This window comes from Psychroserpens sp., assembly GCF_036960315.1.
GTDB lineage: Bacteria > Bacteroidota > Bacteroidia > Flavobacteriales > Flavobacteriaceae > Psychroserpens.
On record NZ_JBALVR010000004.1, the window covers coordinates 340,269 to 365,929 of the forward strand.

General features: G+C 30.9%; 20 protein-coding genes. 17 read left to right on the forward strand and 3 right to left on the reverse strand.

Annotated features, from left to right (window positions below; translation table 11 throughout):
- The first annotated feature begins 114 nt into the window (after positions 1 to 114).
- On the forward strand, positions 115 to 1,125 hold the full coding sequence (locus V7719_RS09545; protein ID WP_335729665.1) for a PDZ domain-containing protein: 1,011 nt from the start codon (positions 115 to 117) through the stop codon (positions 1,123 to 1,125).
- Positions 1,126 to 2,139: 1,014 nt separating this feature from the next.
- Here the strand turns inward: V7719_RS09545 and V7719_RS09550 are convergent.
- Positions 2,140 to 3,720: a hypothetical protein gene (locus V7719_RS09550; RefSeq protein WP_335729666.1), complete on the reverse strand. Its 1,581-nt coding sequence runs from the start codon at positions 3,718 to 3,720 to the stop codon at positions 2,140 to 2,142.
- A 289-nt stretch (positions 3,721 to 4,009) separates the two neighbouring features.
- Entirely contained in the window at positions 4,010 to 6,208 is a 2,199-nt protein-coding gene (locus V7719_RS09555) for a helix-turn-helix domain-containing protein (protein WP_335729667.1), read from the reverse strand.
- Positions 6,209 to 6,530: 322 nt separating this feature from the next.
- Between V7719_RS09555 and V7719_RS09560 the strand changes: the two genes are divergently transcribed.
- From V7719_RS09560 to V7719_RS09580, 5 genes are all read left to right on the forward strand, one after another.
- On the forward strand, positions 6,531 to 6,983 hold the full coding sequence (locus V7719_RS09560; RefSeq protein WP_335729668.1) for an SRPBCC domain-containing protein: 453 nt from the start codon (positions 6,531 to 6,533) through the stop codon (positions 6,981 to 6,983).
- Positions 6,984 to 7,002: 19 nt separating this feature from the next.
- Positions 7,003 to 7,380, forward strand: coding sequence for a DUF2200 domain-containing protein (locus tag V7719_RS09565; protein ID WP_335729669.1), 378 nt, complete (start codon positions 7,003 to 7,005; stop codon positions 7,378 to 7,380).
- A gap of 403 nt (positions 7,381 to 7,783) precedes the next feature.
- On the forward strand, positions 7,784 to 9,160 hold the full coding sequence (locus V7719_RS09570) for a TIR domain-containing protein (RefSeq protein ID WP_335729670.1): 1,377 nt from the start codon (positions 7,784 to 7,786) through the stop codon (positions 9,158 to 9,160).
- 291 nt (positions 9,161 to 9,451) lie between these two features.
- Positions 9,452 to 10,090 carry a hypothetical protein gene (locus V7719_RS09575; protein ID WP_335729671.1) on the forward strand — a complete coding sequence of 213 codons (639 nt, stop codon included), beginning with the start codon at positions 9,452 to 9,454 and terminating at the stop codon, positions 10,088 to 10,090.
- A gap of 570 nt (positions 10,091 to 10,660) precedes the next feature.
- Positions 10,661 to 11,704: a phospholipase D-like domain-containing protein gene (locus V7719_RS09580; protein WP_335729672.1), complete on the forward strand. Its 1,044-nt coding sequence runs from the start codon at positions 10,661 to 10,663 to the stop codon at positions 11,702 to 11,704.
- Positions 11,705 to 11,947: 243 nt separating this feature from the next.
- Here the strand turns inward: V7719_RS09580 and V7719_RS09585 are convergent, their stop codons facing one another.
- Positions 11,948 to 12,103, reverse strand: coding sequence for a hypothetical protein (locus V7719_RS09585; RefSeq protein WP_335729673.1), 156 nt, complete (start codon positions 12,101 to 12,103; stop codon positions 11,948 to 11,950).
- Between the two features lie 608 nt (positions 12,104 to 12,711).
- On the opposite strand from V7719_RS09585, the gene V7719_RS09590 reads away from it, so the two are divergent.
- The 11 genes from V7719_RS09590 to V7719_RS09640 form a co-directional block, all read left to right on the forward strand.
- Positions 12,712 to 13,356 (forward strand): porin family protein, encoded by a 645-nt coding sequence (locus V7719_RS09590; protein WP_335729674.1) that lies wholly within the window; start codon positions 12,712 to 12,714, stop codon positions 13,354 to 13,356.
- Between the two features lie 258 nt (positions 13,357 to 13,614).
- Complete coding sequence (locus V7719_RS09595) at positions 13,615 to 13,929, forward strand: hypothetical protein (RefSeq protein ID WP_335729675.1); 315 nt, start codon at positions 13,615 to 13,617, stop codon at positions 13,927 to 13,929.
- A gap of 338 nt (positions 13,930 to 14,267) precedes the next feature.
- Positions 14,268 to 14,564, forward strand: coding sequence for an immunity 53 family protein (locus V7719_RS09600; protein ID WP_335729676.1), 297 nt, complete (start codon positions 14,268 to 14,270; stop codon positions 14,562 to 14,564).
- 157 nt (positions 14,565 to 14,721) lie between these two features.
- A complete protein-coding gene (locus tag V7719_RS09605; protein ID WP_335729677.1) occupies positions 14,722 to 15,189 on the forward strand; it encodes a hypothetical protein in 468 nt (155 codons plus the stop codon).
- A gap of 604 nt (positions 15,190 to 15,793) precedes the next feature.
- Positions 15,794 to 17,146: a T9SS type A sorting domain-containing protein gene (locus V7719_RS09610; protein WP_335729678.1), complete on the forward strand. Its 1,353-nt coding sequence runs from the start codon at positions 15,794 to 15,796 to the stop codon at positions 17,144 to 17,146.
- Positions 17,147 to 17,721: 575 nt separating this feature from the next.
- Positions 17,722 to 21,045, forward strand: a complete 3,324-nt coding sequence (locus V7719_RS09615; RefSeq protein WP_335729679.1) for a reverse transcriptase domain-containing protein — start codon at positions 17,722 to 17,724, stop codon at positions 21,043 to 21,045.
- A gap of 305 nt (positions 21,046 to 21,350) precedes the next feature.
- Positions 21,351 to 22,409 carry a hypothetical protein gene (locus V7719_RS09620; RefSeq protein ID WP_335729680.1) on the forward strand — a complete coding sequence of 353 codons (1,059 nt, stop codon included), beginning with the start codon at positions 21,351 to 21,353 and terminating at the stop codon, positions 22,407 to 22,409.
- Positions 22,410 to 23,140: 731 nt separating this feature from the next.
- Positions 23,141 to 23,614: a hypothetical protein gene (locus V7719_RS09625; RefSeq protein WP_335729681.1), complete on the forward strand. Its 474-nt coding sequence runs from the start codon at positions 23,141 to 23,143 to the stop codon at positions 23,612 to 23,614.
- A gap of 163 nt (positions 23,615 to 23,777) precedes the next feature.
- A complete protein-coding gene (locus tag V7719_RS09630; protein ID WP_335729682.1) occupies positions 23,778 to 24,233 on the forward strand; it encodes an SHOCT domain-containing protein in 456 nt (151 codons plus the stop codon).
- Positions 24,234 to 24,830: 597 nt separating this feature from the next.
- Complete coding sequence (locus tag V7719_RS09635) at positions 24,831 to 25,136, forward strand: hypothetical protein (RefSeq protein WP_335729683.1); 306 nt, start codon at positions 24,831 to 24,833, stop codon at positions 25,134 to 25,136.
- Between the two features lie 26 nt (positions 25,137 to 25,162).
- On the forward strand, positions 25,163 to 25,661 hold a 499-nt coding region (locus tag V7719_RS09640), incomplete at its 3' end, for a DUF262 domain-containing protein (RefSeq protein ID WP_335729684.1).

The window sequence follows — 25,661 nt, forward strand, 5'->3', positions numbered from 1 at the left end:
GTATTGAAGAAGCGCTTAGAAAAGTTTTGTAAAATAGCATATTCGCTATTTGTTGTATAGATAGATTTTTCCTTAAATCAAAAAAAAACCTACAAAACTAACTAAACATAAATTATGAGTAAACAAATTTCAAAGTATGGAATGGCTATCAATGTTGTAGCCGTACTATTTATTATTTGGGGTGTCCTAGGTATGATGGATGCTAAGAACTACACACAATCTGGTTATTTTACCGGAGACGACTGGTCAATATTAAATGTTGAAGAAGGAAGTCCTGCAGAGGCTGCAGGTTTGCAAGTTGGAGATCTAATAAAAAGTACAGGAGGAATTGCAGTAACAGACACAAAAGCACTTAATGTTCGTGAACGACCTGCTATTGGAGAAACAAGAGAAATTGTTTTAGACCGCAATGGTGAAGAAGTTACGCTTCAATTAACTTACGCCGCTTTGCCAGATGATGATAAAACCAACAATATGATTGGTTTCATAATCGGTATTTTGTTTGTGGTAGCTGGCGTTTACGCCAACTTTAAGCACAAATCTGACTTAAGTGCCGCTTTTGCAATCTTTTCAATATGCTTTGGATTCCTATTTCTAAGTGGCCCATATTTAGGTACTGGGTTCTTTTCTACACTAATAAATATGCTTTCTACTGCGGTAGTTTTATTTTCATTTACTGCTCTAGTGATTTACATGCTAAAATACCCACAAGAAAGCGCATTTTTAAGCGGTAAGAATAGAAAGCTAATATATGTGCCAATGCTAGTAATTCTAGCCATAATAGTGGTCTTAGAGGTTACGCAAGTGGATAATTCAGAAACTCTGAATACAGTAATTCGTCTACTATTTGGTACATTTATAATTTCGTATTTCTTGATTGCCGTTATTACCCAAATTCGTAAATACAATAAAGCAGATGCTACCGAAAAAAGTTCCAAAGGATTAACATTAATGCTCATAGGTACTATTATCGGAATAGTTCCAATCTTAGTTTATTTTACTATAGGTACTATTTCTCCAGGCACAGATTTGCCTGGTAATGACTATGTGTTCTTTACTTTTGCAGCGATACCAATTTTCTTTACAATGGCATTAAATAAACTTAATGCGAACACTGGTTCATAAACCAAGTGATTACAGCTTAAAATCGTTAGGGTGAATTCTAGAATTCACCCTAACTTTATGCAATGAAAAGCTACTCATAAATCAGTAAGTGTCAATGCTTTTACCCAGTATCCGAAAGTCATGCTGTGATGTTTATATTACTTAATTTAAATATAAACCTCCTATCCCATGCCGTAAAATAGAACACTAGATATAATACATCTTATTTGAACATCAAATTAGAAAATAACGCAAGCACAACACCGTATATAATTTAGTGCTAGTGCAAGCCTACTTACGACTATGTAATAAAAATTACTCTTTTAATTTTCTGATTCCCAGAGCATCTTGTATTTAATATCTTTTGACTCTTTATTCCTTGTAACATTTTTTAATATATCTCGTCTATAAGTTATACAGTTGTAGTTAGCAGATGAAACATAAAGTAAATGATGTAAATCATAAATAAAAAGAAACATAAATTAATTACAAATCATCAATCATTTTAAATCATAAAACAAAGGGCTCGTTAATTCGACCCTTTTTTTATTGGAACTAACTTAGTTCTAGCCAAAGCAACTTACCATAAACAAAAACTATTTATATTTTAAATCTTTACGGCATCCCGCAATAAAACCGTCAGAAATTTCTGTAATTTTACTTTTGGATCTGTAATGCTTTGTATACATTTATAATCCCGAATTTATAGCTAGAGAAGAACATCATGAATCATGACGTAACCTTTTAGGATTTTTTTTGGTATTACGGGAAACAGTAATTCTGTAGGTTATAACAATCTTACTTTTATTAAAAATACACATAGAACTACCTATATAGAAGCGCATGGGTTTTAGTAATTTCAAAACTGATAAATCAACTCAAAAAACACGCTTATCCCGATATTAAAAAGGGATATCACTGATATTTATACTCATATAACACGTTGTGCTTCATTATGACACTACTAAAAAATTAATAAAAAAGAAAATGCCTGAATAGGATCAGGCATTTTCAAAATAAGAATTAGTAATTATTTTAGCGATGATTCCTTAACCAATTGCGCAAGTTAGACCATACGAGATTATCTGCATTATCACCAACCGACATATCCATATGCCCAAAACTAGTTACTATATGGTTTGTAATATCGGTACTTGAAGTTAAACTGCTTGTATATTCTCCAGCTGTACCAACTCCTATTTCAGCACCGACATAAAGAATAGGAACTGATATTAACCCAATATGATCATCAAAAGTAACATTCATAGATGTGCAATTTACAGCATCAATTTCTGACCATAATTGATTTGGCATATAATGAGAAAAATTTGCAATAGCTCTTGTAACTCTTTCCTCATCAGAATTATAAAGTGTACTAATATCACCTCCAAAGAATTTAAAACCAAAACCAAAGACATCTATAGCAAAAATTAGTCTAAATGCTTGAATATTTGTGGTAGAATCATCACCGAATATTGGAGACAATTCATTAGGTAATTCATGAGCTAAATAACCTACTGTTTGAAAGAATTGCCCATTGGTGTTTTCCAAAGCCCCAGAGTCGATAACATCTTGTGCAGCTACACACCCACTATCACCATCTAAAGTTTTAAATGCATTGTCAATAGATATAATTCCTTTTATATGACGTTTGCTCATATTATTTTCTTGGGTTTCTATATTAGCAGCAGCATAAGCAACAGTACTTCCAGAGCTTAGTCCTAGTAAATTTAAGGCTGAAAATCCCTGTCCTGTCATTCCTCTTACTGTGCGTGCAATACCCATAGCTTGTAGCGTATGATCCGCATCTTTTTCATATCCCCAGCCTTCCATAAATAAAAAATCTGTAGTTGTATTTGGAACCATAGTCCAACCCATATCAATTCCCCATACATCAATATTTTTTGAAGCCAAGTAAAACGGTGATGAGGTATGTGCATTAATATCGCTGGATTCCAGCCCTATTGATAGAAAAGCTCCTTCAAAACCTGTAAATGCACCATGCACCATAAATACATCTCCTTTTGTAGGAATTGGATGGTAAGGACGACTCTCACGAATAACGCGATGGATACGCACTATATCGAATTCACCTTCTCCCATTTGCACATTAAATTGGTAGTGAGCAATTCCTGCTCCTAGCTCTGTTCTAGAAAAGTCACTAATGCTGCTCGTTGTTACCCGATTTTGTGAATTTGTTTGAAAATCACCAATACTTTTTTGATCATACAGTTTTAATATTTCAATATTATTTTCTGTACTGTTGTTAATTACCAGATCATTAGGCGTTATGCTTAAGCCAATTATTCTAACATCAGACTTGTTATTTTTAAATATTTCCTGATAAGTACCCGGTTCAATATAAATAATTTCTCCCGGCAATGCGGCATCAATAGCATTCTGTATGGATTCACCATTTTGTACAAATGCAATTTCCGATTTCAGATCTAATAGATTTAATTGCTTATTCCACGAAATCAGTTGTTCTCTAGAAGACAAATCAGGAGGCATAATATCATCCTCGAAAGAATTTTCACAACTGTTAAAGAGCAAAATGGCCAATCCTATCAAGGTAATGGTCATGAATTTTTTGATTGTTGTTTTAAAAGTTTTCATAATATTTAATACTTTAAGATTATTTAATAATTTCAATATTGCATAAGCTTTATCATGCAGATTGACCATTTGCTATTAATTAATTTTCGGGAGATTGAGAAGTGTATATGCGTATAAACCAACAGTATAAATATATTTAAATGAATTTTATATTGCTTTAAATATTAAATCATATGATTGTAGTCTTATGTCAAATGATTGTAATTTTAGACCATTTTAAATCTAAAAGGGCAGAAAGTTAAATAGATAAGGATTTTTTTATTTGGTAGGCAATTAATGCTAAAAAAGTTTAATTATAAGCTTCACTCTCATTCCAATGTGTAAGTGGTAAATAATGCTTTCTTAATAATGTCTTAAAGCGTTCTTCTTTACGATAAGGATCGACCTCAAAATAACTATTGAAATAACGTATTTTATAGATATCTTTCTCCTTATTTATATAATAGTACATCGAATCTCTTTCTTTTAAAATGGCGAAAACTCTTGCCTTTTCGTAGTTTGCCAAAACACCTTTATTTAAAATTTCATAGGTCTTTTTTATTTTTTTTTGCTTTGCATATAATGAAGCTTGGTCATCGTAATTATCGTAAAAGTATTTTTCAACGTATATTTCAGCTTTTTCATATTCTCCCTTCATATAATAATGAGTGGCTAATGGAGCTTCGAAACCAAGACCTAAAATCATCTCATAATTCTCTACCCATTTTTTATTTTTCGCTTGTGAAAACATAAAAGTGCGTTTAAAAACATATTGCTTAGGTATGTTTAACTTAAGGGCTAATGTCGAGTCCAACTCATAAGCTATTTTGGAATACTTATAAAAGTTAGGTGCGGCATTTAATACTTCATCATAGGCCTCGGCTAATAATCTGTAGATTTCTGGATTTTTTGGATCTTTTTTTATTTCATGATGATAAAAATGTAAGGCTTCTGTCCAATCTTTTTTTTCTAAACTCACTTTTTTTGCCTTTGCCTTAAGAAGTCTTGTTTGTATTTTTGATTTCAAACCTTCAGTAAAAAAAGAATAGTTATCCTTATAAAATGTTTCAGCCTCAACAATTTTATCGTTTTTTAATAAATATTCAATTTTATTATAATTGATTGCATAAAAATGAGGATTTAGTTTTTGCGCAATATTTATATGTTCAAGTGCTTTAATATAATTAGGCTCTGCTCTTGAAGCAAAATAGATCGCAAAATAGAGTTGGTTAGTAGCATCATTAGGTTCTAATTCAACTGCTTTTTGAAAATATTCTTTGGCTTTTTCCCAATTTCCTTCTCGATAACCTTGCATTGCTCCTTTTGTTGTATAAGCAAGTGCTGAATTTGGGTTAATTTCTAAAGATTTCTCAATTAATGAGTTAACTTCTTTATTGTCAGCCCACAACAATTGTAAACTAAATGCCATTTCTGCATAAGCCTCTGAATAATTAGGGTCTAAAGAAATGGCATGTTCAAATAACTCAACACTTTTTATTAAATTACTTCTCCCTCCTGGTAGCAAAAACGGAATCCTTTCTAAATATTCTACTCCCACCAAATCTGCAAATGATCTACCTTCCGAAACCAATTGAAATGCTTCTAAATTTTGTGTAGAGATATAATTTAAACTTTTCTCTTCCTCCAGGCTTAAATCAATTTTAAGTTGTTCAATAATTTGTTCGGCAACATTTTGCTGAATAATAAAAAGATCATCAAAACTATCATTATATTCTTTAGACCAAACATGATCATTGTTTGCACGGATCAACTGGGTCGTAATTTTAACTTTATTATTGTCCATTGCCACAGATCCTTCAATAACATAATCTGCACCAAGAGCTTCAGCTATTTCAGGTATAGATTGATTAGAGTTTCGATATTGTTTTACCGAAGTGCGCCCTATAACTGTTAATCTTTCAATTCGTGTTAATTTTGCTGTTATTTCTTCTGTTATTGCACTGCAAAACCATTGTTTATCCGATTCCGAACTATGGTCATCGAAATACAAAACTGCAATCGATATTTTGGCAGAGTTAGAATTAGTTGTAGTACTTTCACTTTTGATAACAGAAATTATTGCAAATAATAGTAGGGCTGCACCTAGAATGTAAAAAATAGCTTGAAATTTCTTAACTCCAGAAGGAGAAGTCTTTTGATCAAAACCATTTATCGGTAGATTATCTATATGTTTTTCTTTATACCCGCCAGGTGTGATTCCGTAATATTTACTAAAGCATTTATTAAAATAAGAAGGACTACTAAAACCTACTTTATACGATATTTCGGAAGCATGAAGATCTGATTCTAAAATTAATTTAGCAGCCTCCTCAAGCCGAGTTTCCTTAATAAGCTGGTTTATAGATTTATTGGTAAGAGACTTTACTTTTCTAAAAGCTTGTGATTTACTCAAGCCAATTTTAGATGACAATTCTTTAACTCCAAATTTTTCATCATCTAAATGATCTAAAACAATTTGCTTGATTTTATCTATAAAGGAGTCCTCCATCTAATGAAAAATTGTAATTAAAGTTACAATTTTTAATTTTGTCGTATTTTTTTTAAAAAGCTAATAATAAACGCTTTAGGATAAAATAGCTCTATTTAACAATAATAGAGATATTTAGAGTAATGAATTAACGGAATAAGAACAGAATTAAAAATAACAAAAGCACAACAACGTGTATAGTTCATGCTAACACATCAACTTCAATTAAAAGTTATATATTTAAACGTACGATTCGCAACGGCTGAAAACCCTGCGGATTCTAAGTCGCACAAATCATACACAAAACCTTAGCGCCAATTCGGATAGATCAAATAAATGACAAATGGAACTCAATATGAGACTTGAATCAAATGCAACTATACAAATTCAAAAACCAATAGAAGACGTTTTTGAAGGGATTGTAAATCCAGAGAAAATGACCAAGTACTTTATTTCTGAAAGTAGCGGACGACTTGAATCAGGAAAAGAAGTGATTTGGAAATTTCCTGAATTTGAAGATAAGTATCCTGTTAAAGAAATTAAAATTGAAAATAATAGCTCAATTTCCTTTGTTTGGGACCCAGAAACTGTAGTGATAATTACATTAGAAAAATGGCCAGATGATAGTACCATAGTAAGAGTAAATGAAAATGGAAAGGAACTTAATGAAGATAATCTGAAATGGGCTTTGGAAAATTCGGGAGGATGGGCAAATTTCCTCGCCTGTATGAAAGCCTATTTGGAATACGACATCCAACTCAGAAAAGGTGCATTTGAATTTATGAGAAAGAGATAAACAATAAAATAGTATCAAAATGAAAGTTACAGCTGAAAAAAATGAAAACGTTGCTAATATGATCTTTGCCTCTATTTACCCGCTTTACTGGAATAGATTAGAAAAGCATGGAAGAACAAAAGAAGAGTTCCATAAAGTAATAGAATGGTTTACTGGTTTTGATCAAGATGCTTTACAAGCACTTATTAATGAAAAAGCAACTTTTAGAACATTTTTTCAAAAGGCTAAAATAAATCCAAACGCACACTTGATTAAAGGAGTCGTTTGTGGTTATCGAATTGAAGAAATAGAGGATGAATTTGAATTGTATAAACAATGTAGGCGTATGGAAAAGCTGATTGATGAATTAGCAAGAGGTCGTAAAATGGAGAAAATTTTACGAGAAGAAAAGAAATGAAACTGGTGCCAACAACAGAGATAGCAAATTACTCGTTCTGTGTGTACTCAGAATCCCGATGCTCGGGATTCCTCTGGTTCGTTTTCTTTTGCTAACTTAGTTCTAGCCAACGCAACTAACCATACACTAACCATACACAAACCGTTAGCACCAATTCAGATAAAATATTAACATAATGAGAAACTACATTTTGATAATTTTGATTTTAAGTCTTTTCTCCTGTCAACATAAAGCTTCAACAAAAAATAAATAAACCATCGACAAAAATTGATTCTTTAAAAATGATGACGGCAATTTGATGAAGTAGTTTAAATAGCTGAACAGAATTATTAGAAAAGGAAGTACAGCGATGTAGTTCCTTTTTTTGTGACTTTTACGAGCAGATTCTATCAAATTTATTGGCTTGATTCCTTCAAAAAGAATTGTATATTTACGGATGCATGATATTTTTATTAGTTACGCCAAAGTAGATCATGAATTTGCTCGAACTATAGCTGAGGCTTTAAATAAGGAAGGTTTTGAAGTTTGGTGGGATGTTGATATTCCTACAGGAAGCACCTTCGATGCGGCTATTGAACAAGCCGTTGCAGACGCCAAATGTGTCATTGTACTTTGGTCTGAACATTCTACAAAAAGTGAATGGGTTCATGTGGAGGCTGCGGAAGGTAAAGCAAGAAATATTTTAATTCCGATACTCGTTTCAGATACTGATATTCCGTTTGCTTTTAGGAGACGTCAAACCGCAGATTTAAGACCATGGCTTAAAGATAATAATGACCCCTCCTTTGAGCGCATTCTTGTAGATATTCGTAAATTGTGTGCGCCTGTAGAACAAAAGTCTTATGCAGAAGAGGTGGTAAACACATCTAAAGCATCCAAGCCCATTCCAGAGAAACCCTCTGTAAAAGCGCAAACCCATAAAAACGTTATAGCGAAAGACATTACTGGAAAAAGCAATTCACAAAAGTATAAACGTATTGGTGGCATTGTTATACTTCTTGCCGTTTTAGCATTTGCCATTAACTATTTTATATCTAATTCTAATCTAAAAATAGGCGATAGTTATGAGGGCGGTATTGTATTTCAAATAGACCCCAATGGTAACGAAGTTAAAATATGTGGAGAAGCTGATTTGGGTTTTACTAATTGGCATGAAGCCAAGGCGTTAGCTGATGAATATGATGGTGGCGGACATACCGATTGGTATCTCCCTTCTAAGGAAGAATTAAATCAACTTTATGTTAATTTGTATCCAACAGGAATTGGTAATTTTAAAGACGATTGGTATTGGAGTTCTACTGATACTGATGGTAAAGGCTGGGAGCAAGTATTCCCTGAAGGCCATCAGCAAAACGATGGTGGTGGTAATGAAAGTATGAGTAATGTACGACCTATTAGGCGTGTTGTGCTTAATGCAAAACAGGTTGGCGATACCTATGCTGGTGGTATCATTTTTCAATTAGACTCTATAGGACAACATGGTAAAGTATATAGCGACATTGATTTGGGTGAAGCTAATTGGGAAGACGCTAAGAAACTATGTGAAGATTTTACTGAGGGCGAATACACCGATTGGTATTTACCGTCCAAGGATGATTTAGATTTGATATATACTTATGTTTCTGAAACAGGGCTTGGCAATTTATATGATGACTGGTATTGGAGTTCTACAGTGACTAAAGGTCAAGCTTGGGAGCAACATTTTGGTGCAGGTTATCAGCAAAACGATGGTGGTGGTAATAAAAGCATTAGCAGTGTATGCGCGATACGCGATTTTTAAGATTAAAATCAATTAAGACTACATATATAGTAAGGAAATTACAGTGATGTGGTTCCTTTTTTTTTGTCTTCTACTTAGCATAAAAAGTTCTTATATCCGGAAAACGAACCCATTAAAAGTATATATGTGTTAGAATATAACCAGTTGTAGCCAATTTACCAGATTCGTTGACCCAGCCAAATAGTACTTGGCAACGGGCTGTGCGCACTTTGGATAACAATTAAAAATGTATCTTTCAAGGTACTGAAGGGTTACACAAAGGCTGTGTAGCTGTAAAACCAATATTCTAGCATGGAGAAAAAATACAAATACATCGGATACTTTATGATATTCTTGATTCCACTTACATTTTTCGGATTTTATAAAACCTACTTTGGCCTAATTCCAGTATTCAATGAAAAAACCGATACAATTACACATCTGCATGCCTTTGTTTCAACGCTTTGGATCGGGGCTTTGATCGTGCAACCCTTTTTGATAAGCAATAAAAAATTTAAAACGCATCGCGCAATTGGTAAGTTTACCTATGTTCTTTTTCCCCTTCTTGTAGTTTTCTTCATACTACAGATGACAAAGAAAAGCGGCGAAGATAACGTCCTCCAGGCCATATTTTTTCCTTTAAGGGATCTTTCGCTTCTCACCATTTTTTACGGCCTGGCCATATACCATAAAAAGCAAACCGCAATTCATATGCGATATATGATAGCAAGTGCAATGGTATTTCTCTTCCCAACGGTAGGACGAATAACTGGTATTATAATGGGAATAGAGGGGATAGGAGGTACCGAAATAACCTACTTACTTATTTATTCAATTTTTTTAGGCCTCATTTATTATGACACCTTAAGCAAAACCAAAGTAAGAACCTATCATATTTCATGCCTTTGCTTTATGGTATCGCAGCTGTTTTTCTTTTTCATTTTTCTATAGCATTGTAAATACTGTAAATGATGCTTGTCGAAAGCAAACCTCCAGATATTGACACCTAGATTGCTTTCTATTAATAGCGCTTACTAATAATGTTGGGCAACAATAACCAACGAAAAAGAATATTAAACACAAAAAAATCATACTGTTATCCCGAAATATTTTATTGGATAAGGGTATATTTAATACGGATTTAATAAATTGGAATTATTATTTGACCATAAATAAAAAATAAAAACTGGCTACAACAACGGCTATAATTCATTGTGGTATTCTAAGTAAAATGAAATTTAAGAACTATATTTAAACTTTAATAACTGCTATGACAATTTCGTTTTTACATTTTTAATTGGCGCTAAAAAGTGCCTCCAGAACCTTTGTAGTTAGATGTCGGCACACTCGGGATGCACGCACCAAACAAAACTGTCAAACCACAACGAAATCATAGCCAAGACCGTTACCTGCAATTAACCCAACGACTATGCGAATCATTACTAACGATAAAAAACCTACACATTTAACAATAGTTAAACGGATAGTTGAAAACTCTGATGAATTATTTGCGTTGCGTTTTTGAAAAGTTCAGGACTTAGTAAGATAGCCAAACGGTTGACAAAAAACAGCACATTTTATATTGGAACAGATTTTTATATAACTGAACCACGAGCATTAAAAAGACTTATTAAAAGTGGACATACTGTTTATTTGACAAAAAAAGCTAAATCTACTTTTCATCCCAAAATTTACTATTCACTAAAGGGTAACAATATTTCAATTTTAACTGGCTCTGCGAATCTAACTGGTGGTGGACTTGAAACAAATTTCGAAGTTTCTGTTTTATTTCAAACCGAAATCGGTTCTTCTATTGACAAGGATTTTAAGAAATTAATTAATGTTTACTCAACTCACTCTACTGAAATTACAGGAGAGTTACAACTAAGTCAATATGAAAGAGAATTTGAGGCATACAGAAAGAAACACAAAAAAGCAGACAAAGAATTTAAAGAAGAAATTTCTAAAACACACAAAATTGACCTATCAAAGCTTGATAAATTCGTCAAGGAATATCTTAATACAGGTGGACTAGACAGATTTTCCGAACGAGCTAAATATTATAAAACAGCAAAACGATTATTAAATAGCTTGACTAAAAAGAACATTACTTCGGCAGAAGATTTTCTCTATTATTATGACGACATTGCCAAATCCTTTCATTCATCAGGCTTATTACGTGGCAAGACAACCTTTGCTGAAAAACATAAAGCAATAATTAAGCTTATAAAATTAATTCAGGAAAATAAGAATAAAAGACCAGAATTCGTTTTTTCTATAACTCTACCACTTGTTAAATCTATTAAAAGATTTGGAGTTAATGCTTTGACTGAAATAATGAACACTTACAATCCAAATAAATTTTCAGTAGCAAATGGTAGGACTTTGAATAGCTTAACAGATTTAGGGTTTGCTAAATTTCCTCAAGCAAATAATTTCAATATTGACATTTACGAAAAATACAATGATTTAATAACTGAAATTGCAGTAGCTTGTAATTTTAAAGATTTAGGTCAAGTTGACCATTTTCTAAGTTGGTATTATGAACAATACGTAAAGGAATAAACAGAATATAACTGCAGGTAACAACGTGTGTAATTAATTGCTTGTACTGTGTGTACTCGAAAAATCCTACGGTTTTTCCTCTGGTTCGTTTTCTTTTACTAATTTAGTTCTTGTCAACGCAACTAACCATACGCAAACACTTTGTGGTGCATTTGAATAAAATAGACTGGGAACTATGCTATTTAGAATAAACTACTTAAATTCAATTATTGTTTATTCTAAGACTGATATAAAAATATAAAGTTAAAACCAATATGAAATGGATGTTTCAGAATTTAGTGTCCTTATAATTTTAGGCATAATAGTATTTATTTGGCTATTGCCAATATTGATAATAATGAGTTCAAGTAAAACCGGTTGTGGTGAGAAAATCGCATGGTTATTGGCTGTGGTTTTCATATCCTGGTTTGCAATTATTTTTTATTAGCTCCAATTAGAAATAAAAAGCGAAAAACCTAGTAAATTAGATTTTAACTTGTTGATGATAGTAAAACTGGAAACTCTAAAATAGTTAAATAGATTACGATTCAGTTATGTTTTAGAATTGACTATTTAGCTTTGAAAATAATACCCAGAATTTTTGAGAACATTTCCTTCCAATGAGTAGATAGTTTTGCTATAGTAAACTATTTAAGTCCTTTACAGTATCCTGTAAAAAAATTGTCAGAAATTTCTGTAATTTTACTTCTGAATCTGTAATGCTTTGTATACATTTATAATCCCGAATTTATAGCTAGAAAAGAACATCATGAATCATGATGCAACCCTTCAGATTTTTTTTATGGTATTACGGGAAACAGTAATTCTGTCTGTAATAACAATCTTACTTTTATTAAAAATACACGTAGAACTACCTATATGGAAGCGCATAGATTTTAGTAATTTCAAAACTCATAAATCAACTCAAAAAATACGCCTATCCCGATATTAAAAAAAAATATCACTGATATTTATGCACGTATAACACGTTGGCAAACATTAACTAAACTCAAAACTATTAAGCTGATATGAATAAAAGTAAATTTTTAATAATCATTTTAGGATTATTATTTTCAATGAATTTAAGTTCGCAAAATGATTTCAAAATTGGAATTAATGTTGGACTGAATTATCCAGATATTAGAGGTAATGAATTTGCGGAATTCAATAATTTTAAGGTTGGATATTTATTTGGTGTTTCTTTAGATTATTATTTAAAAGAAAATCTATCAATAAAGGCAAATGTCAATTATGAGAGAAAAATCAAGAAGTTAGAATTGACATTTTTTAACAACCAAGCTCAAGAAACTGGAACCGAAAATTATAATGAGACTTTTGAATACATTAATATCCCAATTCTATTAAAATATGAATTTGGAAATTCAAAATTTTTCGTGAATGGAGGTCCTTTTTTCAATTATTTATTAAATAATAAAATTAATGACGATTATCCAAATGATGATAGTGAATTAGTTACAGAACAGAAAAAAATTGACTTTGGCTTATCTGCAGGAATTGGAGCCAATATATCTCTTAATGAAAAAAATGACTTAACAATTGAAATAAGAAATGACTTTGGAATTATAGATATCGGTGGTGTACCAAATCAAGTAGACGGAACAGTAAAAACGAATACAATAAAATTAATATTAGGCTGGAATTTAGGAATATAACGTTTTACAACACCGTATAAAATTTATGGCTAGTGCAAGCCTACTTACGAAAATCTTCGCGGATTTTCTAGTCGGTTTGTATTTGCAAAGTTAAGCGCTAACCCACGCAACTGCTCATAGCCGAGACCGTTAGGTGCAATTTAAAAATGATAAATATTCACCAAATAATATTGAATAGTTCATGGACTGATATACAGTGTTAATGGATATGGTATAAAGAAGTTTTTAATAATTGAAGTGAAATAAAAAAGGAAAAGTATGTTAGGATTAGTATTACTGTATTGGATAGGTAAATATTTTTACAAATTAGCAGAAGAATACAATAAAAGTCAATGGGGATTCGCAATTTTAGGAATTGTAGTTTATTATGGTGGAATTTTATTATTTAGCGTTATAGTAGCAATTATAATGGAAATTATTTTTACAGGGTTTTTAGACACTGTTAATGAAACTTTATATGGTATTTTAATGATCCCTTTGGGGATTTTAAGCTGCTATTTATTATATAAATATTTAGAAAAAACTTGGAAGAAAAATAAGCCAATTAGTGAGATAAATGAAATTGGAAATTAAAATAAACTAACCTGATTATTAAGGATTGTAACTATTAAGCATCCGAAAATGAATTGGATGAACGAAATTGCTCAAAATGTGGAAAGGAAACCGAATCAAAACTAAAAGGCTTAGAAAAGAATATTTATGATGTTCTGTTTGTATTGCAACTGAATTAAAAATTACAAAAGCACAACAACCTATATAACCAATTACTCATTCTGTATATACTCAGAAAACCCTACAGATTTTCCTCGGGTTCGTTTTCTTTTACTAATTTTGACCTAGCTTGCGCTGCTAACCATACACGAACACGTTAGCAATAATAAAAACCACTCAATTTTAATAACTCAATGCAAATGGATATTTTAGACTGGATACAGAAATGGTTTAAGGATAATTGTGACGGAGATTGGGAACATGGTGATGGTATCCAAATAACCACTTTAGACAATCCAGGATGGGACGTCGAAATTGATATATCAAAAACGTCAATAGCTAATCTTAATCTAGATTGGATTCTTAACGAGAATGGAAAACAAGATTGGTATGGTGTAAAAATTGAGAATCAAAAATTTAACGCTGCAGGTGACTCCGGAAAACTAATATTTTTATTATGCTTATTCAAAGAGATGATTGAGAAAATCGAAAATTAATACAATTGCGAACAACGTGTATAATTTATCACTCGTTCTATGCGTACATGGAAAATCCTACGGATTTTCCTCTGGTTCGTTTTCTTTTACTAATTTAGACCTGGCCAAGGCAACTAGGCATGCATGAACACGTTAGCAACAAGTAGAAACAAAAAATATGAGACGACCTTTAATTTTATTATTTACTATACTTATTTCCTGCTTGGCATATTCTCAACAATCTGAAATAAATAAACTTACAGAAGAATACTATAATTCGTTATTCTATAAAATTTCAAGTAACATTAAAAATACAAATATTGTTGCAGCAATCAAAGATGATAAATTGACCTTAAAAGTTGAACAAAAAACAGATATGACTCTTGAGAATCAAACGATTGGAAAAGAGACCATTAATGCATCAAAAGGGTTTTGTCACGATTTGATTATTATGATTTATGATACTGAGGAAAAAAGACAATATTTTAAACAAAACGAATTAAAAGTGATACTATTTGATTGGACTTATGTAGATAGATATTATGAAAAGCGAAAATTGAGATTCACATTGAGTAATTCTGAGTTTTTAAGCTTAGGTTTCCCATTTTTAGAATATGAATTTGTAGAGAAATTAAAAAAAGAATAAATCAGCTCACAACAACGCATATAACCAATTACTCATTCCGTGTATACTCAGAAAACCCAACGAATTCCCCTCCAGCTAATCTTCTATTTACTAACCTAGTTCCAGCCAAAGCAACTTACCATAAACAAAAACTATTTATGTCTTAAACCCTTTACGGCATCCCGTAATAAAATCGTCAGAAATTTCTGTAGTTTTACGTCTGAATCCTAGAGTTTTTTTATATCTTTGAGTTCTCCCTTTTATATAATTCTTGTTGACGCATACTAAAAAAGAGGAACATGAAGTCTTGATTTCCATTGCTATATGGATAAGGAAAAATGTGCTTTGCTTTAGGTTATGTTAAGTCTAATTTTTGTCATAAAACAAGAATTGGATGAGCAATAGATTTGAAAATTAATATAGAACTAAAAAGTTGCCTTTTTAGTGAATCCTGAAGGGATATAAGGGCTTTTTATTCGGATATAAGTAGTTGGCAACAAGTTTGAGATAATTCAAAGCAATATTATTTAAGTGGTTTGAATATTTTTTATTATAGTTGTGTTGGTTTATGTTTTTTGACAATTGTTACAAATAATTTATTAATATTAGTTTAAAATATAATTAAATGAAAAGAGTTATTTTTTTGGGTTTTTTATTCATACACATTACGTGTTTTGCTCAGTGGGAACAAGTAGGTTCTAATTTTGGATATACAGGTGGCGCAAGAGTTGGAGATATTGTATTTCATCCTGTTACCAATGAACCGTATATTGCTTATCCGCAATCTGGATATCGAATTGATAAATTTGACGGCACAGACTGGATACAAACAGGAGTTAATTTAGGGTTTAGTTATAGTAATGCAGGAGTTTCTCTCACTTTTGACCCGTCATCTAACGAACCTTATGTAGCCTTTAACAATAATATTTTTAATGAGTTTAAAACGAACAGATTCGATGGTTCAAACTGGATTGAAACTGGCACTTTTACATTAGCAAATTTTATTTCTGAAATTGATGTTGCTTTTAATCCAAGTACTAATGAACCTTATTTAGCTTTTCCTTTAGAGTCAGGAACCTTCGATGAACTTGTTGTTGTTAAGTTTAGTAACGGTAATTGGGTGGACGTTGGGTCGGCTTTAGCAACCTTTCAATATACTGGCAGACCTTCAATAGCGTTTAATCCAAATACTAATGAACCATATGTGGCTTACACCTGGGGTGCGAATTTTGTAGCGGTTAAAAAATTTGATGGTGTAAATTGGGTATCAACTGGACCCATTACTGGAACTCCAGGAGAGTTAAGCAATGTTTCTTTAGCCTTTAATCCTTCAACCAACGAACCTTACATAGCATTTGTAGATCGTGCTAATAATGAAAATAAATATGTAATTCAAAAATTTGATGGGGCTAATTGGACTCAAGTCGGCTCTAATCCAGGTTCAAGTTTTGGAACTGGTACAATAAACCTTGATTTTAATCCAATGACTAGTGAACCCCATATAGCCTACCCTGATGATGTCTTAGGTTCTTACATTGTTCAAAAGTTTGATGGGTCTAATTGGACTCAAGTTGGCAATGGAGTTGCAGGTTCCTTTATTGGCTCAGAATGTAAAATTGACTTTAATCCAATAACCAATGAGCCTTACGTAAACTATTTTGATTCAGGTCTTAATTCATTAATTGTGCAAAAATTTAATGATAATAGTCTTGGTTTAGATTCATCAATATCTCTACTTGATCAGACTGTTCTATATCCTAACCCTTCCAATGGGCAAATAATATTAAATTTCAAAAATACCTTTGAAGAAATTGATATTAAAGTTTTTGATTTATCAGGGAAATTAATTCATTCCCAAAATAATAAAAACGCAGTTAATGAATTAAAAGTAAATTTAAATCTGTCCGAAAATATTTATTTTATTGAAATAACTTCTGGAAAACAGAAAGTAGTAAAAAAATTAATAATAAGTTATTGATTTGAATATCAGATTTTTAATGTATTTAAACATTAATAGTCTGGATAAATAAAAACAAAAACCAATTGCCAACAACGTATATAACCAATTACTCATTCTATGAATACTCAGAAAACCCTACAAATTCCCCTCCAGCTAATTTTCTATTTACTAACTGAGTTCTAGCCAAATCAACGACCCATAAATAAAAACTATTTATGTCTTAAACCCTTTACGGCATCCCGTAATAATTCCGTCAGAAATTTCTGTAATTTTACTTCTGAATCCTAGAGTTTTTTTATATCTTTGAGTTCTCCCTTTTATATAATTCTTGTTGACGCATAATAAAAAAGAGGAACATGAAGTCTTAATCTCCATTACGATAGGGATAAGGAAAAATGTGCTTTGTTTTAGGTTATGTAATCCCTAATTTTTGTCATAAAACAAGAATTGGATGAGTAATAGATTTGAAAATTTAGATAGAAATAAAACGTCCTCTTTTGAGTTAATTCTGAAGGGATATAAGGACTTTTTATCAGGATATAACTAGTTGGGCTTCATACTGAAAAACACTCGAACATAAATTTAAAATATAGATGAAATTTGAATTAAGAGATATAAAGGATGCTTATAAGAGACTGAAAACTTATATCTACTATGATAATACAGATATCATTTTAAGGCGAAAATTAGTTGAGTTTGAGACTAATTTAACTAAAGATTTTAATTCACTATTCAGAGGAAGCGAAAAACCATACCAAATAGGTGATGAACTGGATATTTTTAAAAATGATTTTGGTGTTCCTCAATCAATTGACAGTAAACTACAAATCTTTACGGATGAATTGAATAACTTTCATAACTCTTCAGAGTTTTTTGATTTTTTTCTCAATAAAATTGGTGCAAATATCTATCCGAAAAAATATGAGAAAACTGAAATAGCAGATAATTTCATCACAAATCAAAGGGTTGAGAAAGAATATCCAATAAATAGACTTACAGCTTTTATAGATGCTCCAATCGAAATACACCTATTATCTGTTCTTTGGACTATAAATTATGGTGTTCAAATTGATTCTAAACTTGGAGATAATTGTATTGGAAATAGATTATTACTTAGTAAGGATAAAAAAACAATTGTTCACGGCTCTGGTCTATTTAAACCCTATTTTAAACAATATCAAAAATGGAGGGACGACTCCGTAAATGTTGCTCAGGAATTAATAAAAAACGAAAGAGATGTTCTTTTTCTAAATTTAGATGTTAAAGATTATTTCCATTCTGTCAGAATACCAAATGATTTAATTTATAGTGATAATAAAACTCATTATAAGCTAGCTCACAATAATCTAAATAGGTTGTTTTTAAAAATTCATCATATATATACAGAGAAAATTTCGGTACATTATGAACAACCTTATAATTTCTCAAATGAATTAGAACGTAATGAAGAAAATGAACTTCAAGAATTTATATTACCTATAGGTCTTTTATCATCTTTCGTACTTGCAAATGACTATTTAAAAGACTTTGATAAAAGAATAGTAGAAAAATACAAACCTGCATATTATGGAAGATATGTTGACGATATTTTACTAGTTCTTGCCGACCCAAATCCAAATTCAAACAATGAAGAATTAAATAAAGAATTTAAATTTTCATTTAATGATTATAAGAAGAGAATTAAGAAGAAATATAACAGTAAAAATAATATTCATTATAAAATCACCTTCGAGGAAGATACTCTTAATGAAATTGAGAAATATATCATTTCAAATCTTAGCCCATTAATAAACCTCGTTGATTCTCCTTTTTCTACAAATTCAAGTAATTCCAAAGGAAGAGTTTTTAAAATAAATGGGAAGAAGTCATTGTTCTGTCAAAGCGAAAAAACACTTCTTTACTACTTTGATTCGGAAGAATCAGATATGGTAATAAATAAATTAAAAAGAGAGTTAGAAGAAAGAACTAGTGAGTTTCGAGATTTACCAAGCCACGACAATTCATTAGGGGAATTTGAATCAAGTGCGTATCATTTAGATTACAATGGAACAGAGGGGAAAATTAAAACCTTACAAGATTATAAAGAAAACAGATATGGTTTGACTTTATTTCTTTCCAATCAAATATTTAGCTCTTTAAATCACGAACGAAGTATTTCTGAGAAAGAAAAAAATCAAGTTCTTAAATTTTTCAAGGGCTCTACTTGTCTCGAATTTTATCGTTTATGGGAAAGAGTTTTTACTTATTTTTTAGTCAATAAAGAACCTAAATCATATATCGATTTTTACATTCATTGCGCAGAACAAATTGATAAAATCGGAAAAAAAGATATTAATTTCATAGAAAATACTAAGGTTGAATATAACCTTGTTCAAAATTCAATGGCTGAGTATTTAGATTGTGCTCACGAATTAACTATTTCCTTGAATCCAATGTTCTTAAATCAAAGTAGAGATGTTGAACGCCATTTTGATTTCAAAACAATTGAACTATCAAATTCTCTTTTAGTTTATTATTTGAATAACACAGAAATCACAAAATCAAATTCAGTTTGGCAGAATAGATTTAGAGAAACAAATATGATTAGACATCAATATGTTTCTACTCCGTTATTAAACTATACAAAAGATTCTAAAAAAGGATATAGTAATTTACTCAAGCTTCAATTCGATATTGAGTCTTTCGAGTTAGATGAAAAACTTATAGAAAATTCTCCAAGGCCAATAAAATTTTGGGAATGTTGTTTTGCTTCAACTTTTACAGAGTTATCTAAATTCGATAAGTCAGAATGTAAAGAAAAAAACGGATTTCCTTTAACGGATATATTAGGGCCTAAAATAAAAACTGAAAAAGATTTAGCTACAGACACAGAAATTAAAAAGGAAGAATATTATTTAGATTATGCTTTTGATATTTATGTAAAAGGGAATTCAAATCATTTACCTCATTACATTTTAAATGATAAAAAATTAAAATCAAGCTTCTATGATTTAGTAAATAGAGGCGATAATTTAGACGACCAAAATCAAATAAAGGAATTTCGCATTAATTCTAAAGATAAAATTAAGGAACCTAGTATTTCATTTGCTAATACAGAAGTAACAGAAAGTAATATTGTCAAAGGCGTTAGAAATGAACCAAATTTATCTATTGAAAGATACCAACGTTTAGCTTTAATTTTAAATCAAGCCAGAAAAGAAAACTCAGATATAGTCTTATTTCCTGAGTTTTTTATCCCAATAAACTTACTTCCTAGTTTAGCTCGTTATTCGCAAAAAAATCAAACTCTTGTAATTTCTGGACTAGAACATATTATTTCTAATAAAACAGCCTTTAATTTTGTGGCTACCATACTTCCAGTTGAAGTAAATGGGATTAAAGATGCTACCATAGTTTTCAGACTCAAAAATCATTATGCTCCAGTTGAAGACCATTTAATTTCTCAAAATCATTTAAGTGTACCAAAGCCAGACATAAGCAGATATGATATTTTCAATTGGAAAAACATCTACTTTTCAGTATTCTATTGTTTTGAATTAGCAGATTTGGAACATAGAAGCTTACTGAGAAGTAAAATTGACTTACTAGTCGCATTAGAATGGAACAAAGACACTCCATATTTTTCAAATATAATTGAAGCTAGCGCAAGAGATTTGCATTGCTATGTCGCTCAAGTCAATACAAGTCAGTTTGGAGATACGAGACTAACTCAACCAACGGAAACAGCTAGAAAGGATTTATTAAGATTAAAAGGCGGTACAAATGATGCTATTCTTGTTTCAAAATTGGACATTCCAAAATTGAGAGAGTTTCAACGCAAAAAATTCTCTATTTCAAATAAAAAATTTAAACCGTTACCACCAAATTTTTCAAATGAGGAGGTTTTGAAAAGAATTAAAAACGAGAATATTACGTGAAAAAGTACGAAAGCCCAACAACGTATATAAAAAATAGCGCAAGTCGTTGCTAACACTAAGGCTTGGGCATTTTTGGAAAGTCGCCAAATTTTTAAATTTGACGATTTCCAATAAAAAGATAAATAGTAAAATTTAAAAATTCGGCTTGTGTTTAATCCGAAATGTAACAGCTTATTTTCAGCGCTACTTTTCATATACGGAGCCGTAGTAAATATTTGATCTTCAATAAAACAACAATGGAAATCGAGGTGTAAATTAAGCAATTTTAATCTTGTTTTAGAAAAAGAAATAAAAAAGTAATATAAATGGAATTTGATATTGAAAAAAGTATAGAGAAAGTAAGAGTTGTAGATGAAAATAGAAGGTATTGGTTTATTAGAACTTATGGAGGTGCAACTTATACCGATTTCATAGAACACAACTACGTAGGTATTGGTTTTAATGATGTTCCTCAAAAGTATATTGAGAATTGTAAAGGCAGAAACGATTCTGATATTAAAAATTTGCGAGAATACATTGAGTCTAAATACTCTTATAGAAATGGAACTACAAGTAAATGGATTAACCAATTGATAGATTTTCAACATACGATAAAAGAAGGTGATATTGTAGTTATACCTGATAGGAATTCAGATCAATTTACAGTAGGAGTTGTCGAAAGTGATGTTTATGTAGTGGAAGACAATAGAGCTTTTCTTCATAATAAAAACTACGAACCTTATCCTGAAAAAAGAAGGAAAATAAAATGGCAACGTAATATTATTGGAAGTGATACAAGAGAGCTAAAAGGTCTAACAAATAGCCGCCAAGCAATTTCAAGAGCTGATAATTATGCCGATATTATTGAAGGTTTTGTATCAAGCGTTTATATTCGAGAAGATCAAATGCATTTGGTTCTAAAAATAAACCAACATGAAGACATTAATGCCTTTGATTTAAATGATATGCTTTCAGGTGTAACTTACTTTTACAATGAATTTTGTAAAGAATATGGTATTCCTGAAAATAGAGATTTAACTATAAAAATTCAGGTTCAATCAGAGGGAAACGCTCGAGTAAAAGGCTATTTTAAGAAAGGTATTTTCGGAGTTATGATTATTACTGCTCTAACTGCTAATGGTGAGTTTACAATGGACCCTGCTACTGGAGAATTTAGTTTTAAAACTGGAGATGGAATTGTGTCATCTATATTAGAGCCTATTACAGATTTCTTAAATGCAAAACAAGAACGTACAATTAAATTCATAGAGTATCAAAAAAGTAGTAAAAATCTAGAATTGAATAGTTTAAATACCAACAACAATGTTCTTGATAATACTACTGAAGAAGGAGAAGGAAAAAATGCAAATGATGAAGGTAATTAGTGAAAGTATATTTGCCAATTTTTTATCATCAATTTTTTTATTTAAACCAATTGCATGATAAGAAATAGCATACAAAGGAGTGTAAATAACAGGTAATTGTATTAAAAATACAGCGAAATAAAATATAGCAATATTTATATCCATAGAGCAAATATATGAAAGATTAACTACTTACTGTAAATAAAACTAAAGTGATTAATATATTAATTTTCAAGTATAAAATGAATAAAACGTTAGCCAACACCGTATATAATCAATTACTCATTCTATGAATACTCAGAAACCCCAACGCATTCCCCTCCAGCTAATTTTCTAATTACCGACTTAGTTCTAGCCAAATCATCGACCCATAAACAAAAACTATTTATGTCTTAAACCCTTTACGGCATCCCGTAATAAAACCGTGAGAAATTTCTGTAATTTTACGTCTGAATCCTAGAGTTTTTTTATATCTTTGAGTTCTCCCTTTTATATAATTCTTGTTGACGCATATTAAAAAAGAGGTACATTAATTCTTGACTGCCATTACGATAGGGATAAGGAAAATGTGCTTTGCTTTAGGTGATGTTATCCCTGATTTTTGTCATAACATAAGAATTGGATGAGCTATAGATTTGAAAATTAATATAGAAATAAAACGTCATCTTTTTAGTGAATTCTGAAGGGGAATAAGGACTTTTTATCCGGATATAACTAGTTAGCAGTAATTTATCCAAACTTATAAAAACGATATGAATAAATTGAAAACAGTAATTATTTTACTATTATTTGGACAGCTATTAATGACAAGTTGTGGCGGAAAATCGAGCGAATCCAATAAAGAAAAAACAACCGAAAAAGTGTCTGTAATTCTCGACTTGACTCAAATAGTAAATAAAACAGAAAAAGAAGTTGAAAAGACTTTAGATAAAGCTGAAAAGGCAGAAATGATAAAAGGTTATCCTTGTGAAAGTGCGAACTGTAAAAAGGCATTTTACAAATCGGAAAAGATTGAAATAATATTTAAAGAGGGAAAAGCAAATAGAATTACAATAAATGAAACGTCTGACCTGACCGAAAAGGAAAACGCACTCGAACTTTTAGGTTTGAAGAATCAGAAACCGACTTTCAAAAATGCTGGAAATGTAATCCGATGGGAAAACGTAGATGGAATTGCTGAAATTAGTTGTTTTACTGATTATATTTTAATCGACGTAAATAAGTAATAAAAACAAAGCTGAATAGAAAAAAACCTACTGCTAACAATGTATATGAAAAATAGCGAAGGTTATTGCTAACTCTAGGGCTTGTGTGCAATCCGAAAAGTTAACGCCTATTTTTAGCGCTACTTTTCATATACGTTGTTAGCAAATATTAAATATGAATCAATTGTTAGAAATTAAAGGACGAAATGGCACATTAGTCGTGACTGAAAATAAAATTATCATTAAGCGGAAAGGGTTAGTGGCATTACTAAACAAAGGTTCAGCCTCGGACAAAGAAATACCAATAAATAACATTTCTGCGATTGAGTTTTTTAAAGGAAATATGTTGGTCAATGGAAAGATACAGTTTTCAGTTCCTGGAGAGGTAGCCGTATTACAATCGAAACCTGGTGATTTTGAAGAAAACACGATTATATTTTTAAAGAAACAATCTTCTGATTTTCTTAAAGCAAAAAAGATGATAGAAGATTTAAAAGAAAAATTAGAACAAAATTCTAATCCTGTTATTAATCAAATTTCGAATGCTGATGAACTAAAGAAATTTGCAGAACTGAAAGAACAAGGAATAATAACTGAAGAAGAATTTAAAACTAAAAAGAAAGAGTTACTAGATTTATAAAAACGTTAGCTAACACCGTGTATAATCAATTACTCATTCCGTGTATACTAGAAAAACCCAACGGATTCCCCTCCAGCTAATTTCCTATTTACTAACTTAGTTTTAGCCAAAAGCAACGACCCATAAACAAAAACTATTTCTATCTTAAACAATTACGGCATCCCGTAATAAAACCCTCAGAAAATTCTGTAATATTACGTTTGAATCCTAGAGTTTTTTTTATATCTTTAAGTTCTCCCTTTTATATAATTCTTGTTGACGCATAATAAAAAGAGGTACATTAAGTCTTAATCTCCATTACGATAAGGATAAGGAAAAATGTGCTTTGCTTTAGGTGACGTTACCCCTAATTTTTGTCATAAAACAAGAATTGGATGAGCAATAGATTTGAAAATTAATATAGAAATAAAAAGTTGGCTTTTGAGTAAATTCTGAAGGGATCTAGGGACTATTTATTCGGATATAACGAGTTGCCAGTAATGTTGAAAAAACATCCGTCTTCGAATTGAACGATATACTTTGGCGAACAAGTATAGTAATTTTACAAACAGCGGGAGAAACTGAAAACCGATTTAGAGTAGGTAAAAAATAAAATATATGGCAATTTCAAATATTGACAATAGAGGTTCGTGGTACGACATTTATGACGAGCGTGGAAAAAAAGGTAAAACACTTTCTTCAAACATAGGAACTATCGAAGGTTTTAGTTCAGATTTTTTTGTAGCAAATCGAGGTTCTTGGTTTGACCTTTACGATGAAAATGGAAAAAAGTATAAAACCTTATCAACGAACATCGGGAATTTTGTTTCAATTTCTGGAAACACATTTGTCGTTAAAAGAACTAGCTGGTTAGATACTTACGACAAATCAGGAAAAAAAATAAATACTCGTTCAGCAAGATAAAAACCTTTTAAGCATATCATTAATTAATGGAAGCATCATCAACAATCAAAAAAGTATTAGCAGGTAATAAAATTTTCGTCCCAACTTATCAAAGAGCCTATTCTTGGGAAACCGAATTTGATAAATCAAAACCACCAAAGCAAGTCAATGTTTTTCTTTCAGATTTAGAAGATTATAATAAAAGTCAAACAAATTCAAAATACTACTTTGGTCACTTTCTTTTTGAGCAAAAAAGTGATAGTAAATTTGGCGTAATAGATGGACAACAAAGACTGACAACTATAACAATTTTCCTTTCTGCTTTATTTTCAAGACTTGAAGAAATTAGACCATTAAGTATTTCAGAGAAAGAAACAAAAGAAGATATTTTAAAACGTAATTTAACTTATAGATTTTCTACAGTTGGATATGACAACCAACTTTTCAGAGATTATGTTATTGACCAAACAAAGACCGATAAAAACGGACTTGAAACAACTTCTGCAAAGAGAATAGTAAACGCTTTTGATTTTTTTAAAAATGCAC

What these genes read in the sequence shown, in the direction of transcription:
- V7719_RS09545 (WP_335729665.1), top strand. Translation starts at nt 115, where the DNA reads ATGAGTAAACAAATTTCAAAGTATGGAATGGCTATCAATGTTGTAGCC.
- V7719_RS09550 (WP_335729666.1), bottom strand. Translation starts at nt 3,720, where the DNA reads ATGAAAACTTTTAAAACAACAATCAAAAAATTCATGACCATTACCTTG.
- V7719_RS09555 (WP_335729667.1), bottom strand. Translation starts at nt 6,208, where the DNA reads ATGGAGGACTCCTTTATAGATAAAATCAAGCAAATTGTTTTAGATCAT.
- V7719_RS09560 (WP_335729668.1), top strand. Translation starts at nt 6,531, where the DNA reads ATGGAACTCAATATGAGACTTGAATCAAATGCAACTATACAAATTCAA.
- V7719_RS09565 (WP_335729669.1), top strand. Translation starts at nt 7,003, where the DNA reads ATGAAAGTTACAGCTGAAAAAAATGAAAACGTTGCTAATATGATCTTT.
- V7719_RS09575 (WP_335729671.1), top strand. Translation starts at nt 9,452, where the DNA reads ATGGAGAAAAAATACAAATACATCGGATACTTTATGATATTCTTGATT.
- V7719_RS09585 (WP_335729673.1), bottom strand. Translation starts at nt 12,103, where the DNA reads ATGAAAACCACAGCCAATAACCATGCGATTTTCTCACCACAACCGGTT.
- V7719_RS09590 (WP_335729674.1), top strand. Translation starts at nt 12,712, where the DNA reads ATGAATAAAAGTAAATTTTTAATAATCATTTTAGGATTATTATTTTCA.
- V7719_RS09595 (WP_335729675.1), top strand. Translation starts at nt 13,615, where the DNA reads ATGTTAGGATTAGTATTACTGTATTGGATAGGTAAATATTTTTACAAA.
- V7719_RS09600 (WP_335729676.1), top strand. Translation starts at nt 14,268, where the DNA reads ATGGATATTTTAGACTGGATACAGAAATGGTTTAAGGATAATTGTGAC.
- V7719_RS09605 (WP_335729677.1), top strand. Translation starts at nt 14,722, where the DNA reads ATGAGACGACCTTTAATTTTATTATTTACTATACTTATTTCCTGCTTG.
- V7719_RS09610 (WP_335729678.1), top strand. Translation starts at nt 15,794, where the DNA reads ATGAAAAGAGTTATTTTTTTGGGTTTTTTATTCATACACATTACGTGT.
- V7719_RS09615 (WP_335729679.1), top strand. Translation starts at nt 17,722, where the DNA reads ATGAAATTTGAATTAAGAGATATAAAGGATGCTTATAAGAGACTGAAA.
- V7719_RS09620 (WP_335729680.1), top strand. Translation starts at nt 21,351, where the DNA reads ATGGAATTTGATATTGAAAAAAGTATAGAGAAAGTAAGAGTTGTAGAT.
- V7719_RS09625 (WP_335729681.1), top strand. Translation starts at nt 23,141, where the DNA reads ATGAATAAATTGAAAACAGTAATTATTTTACTATTATTTGGACAGCTA.
- V7719_RS09635 (WP_335729683.1), top strand. Translation starts at nt 24,831, where the DNA reads ATGGCAATTTCAAATATTGACAATAGAGGTTCGTGGTACGACATTTAT.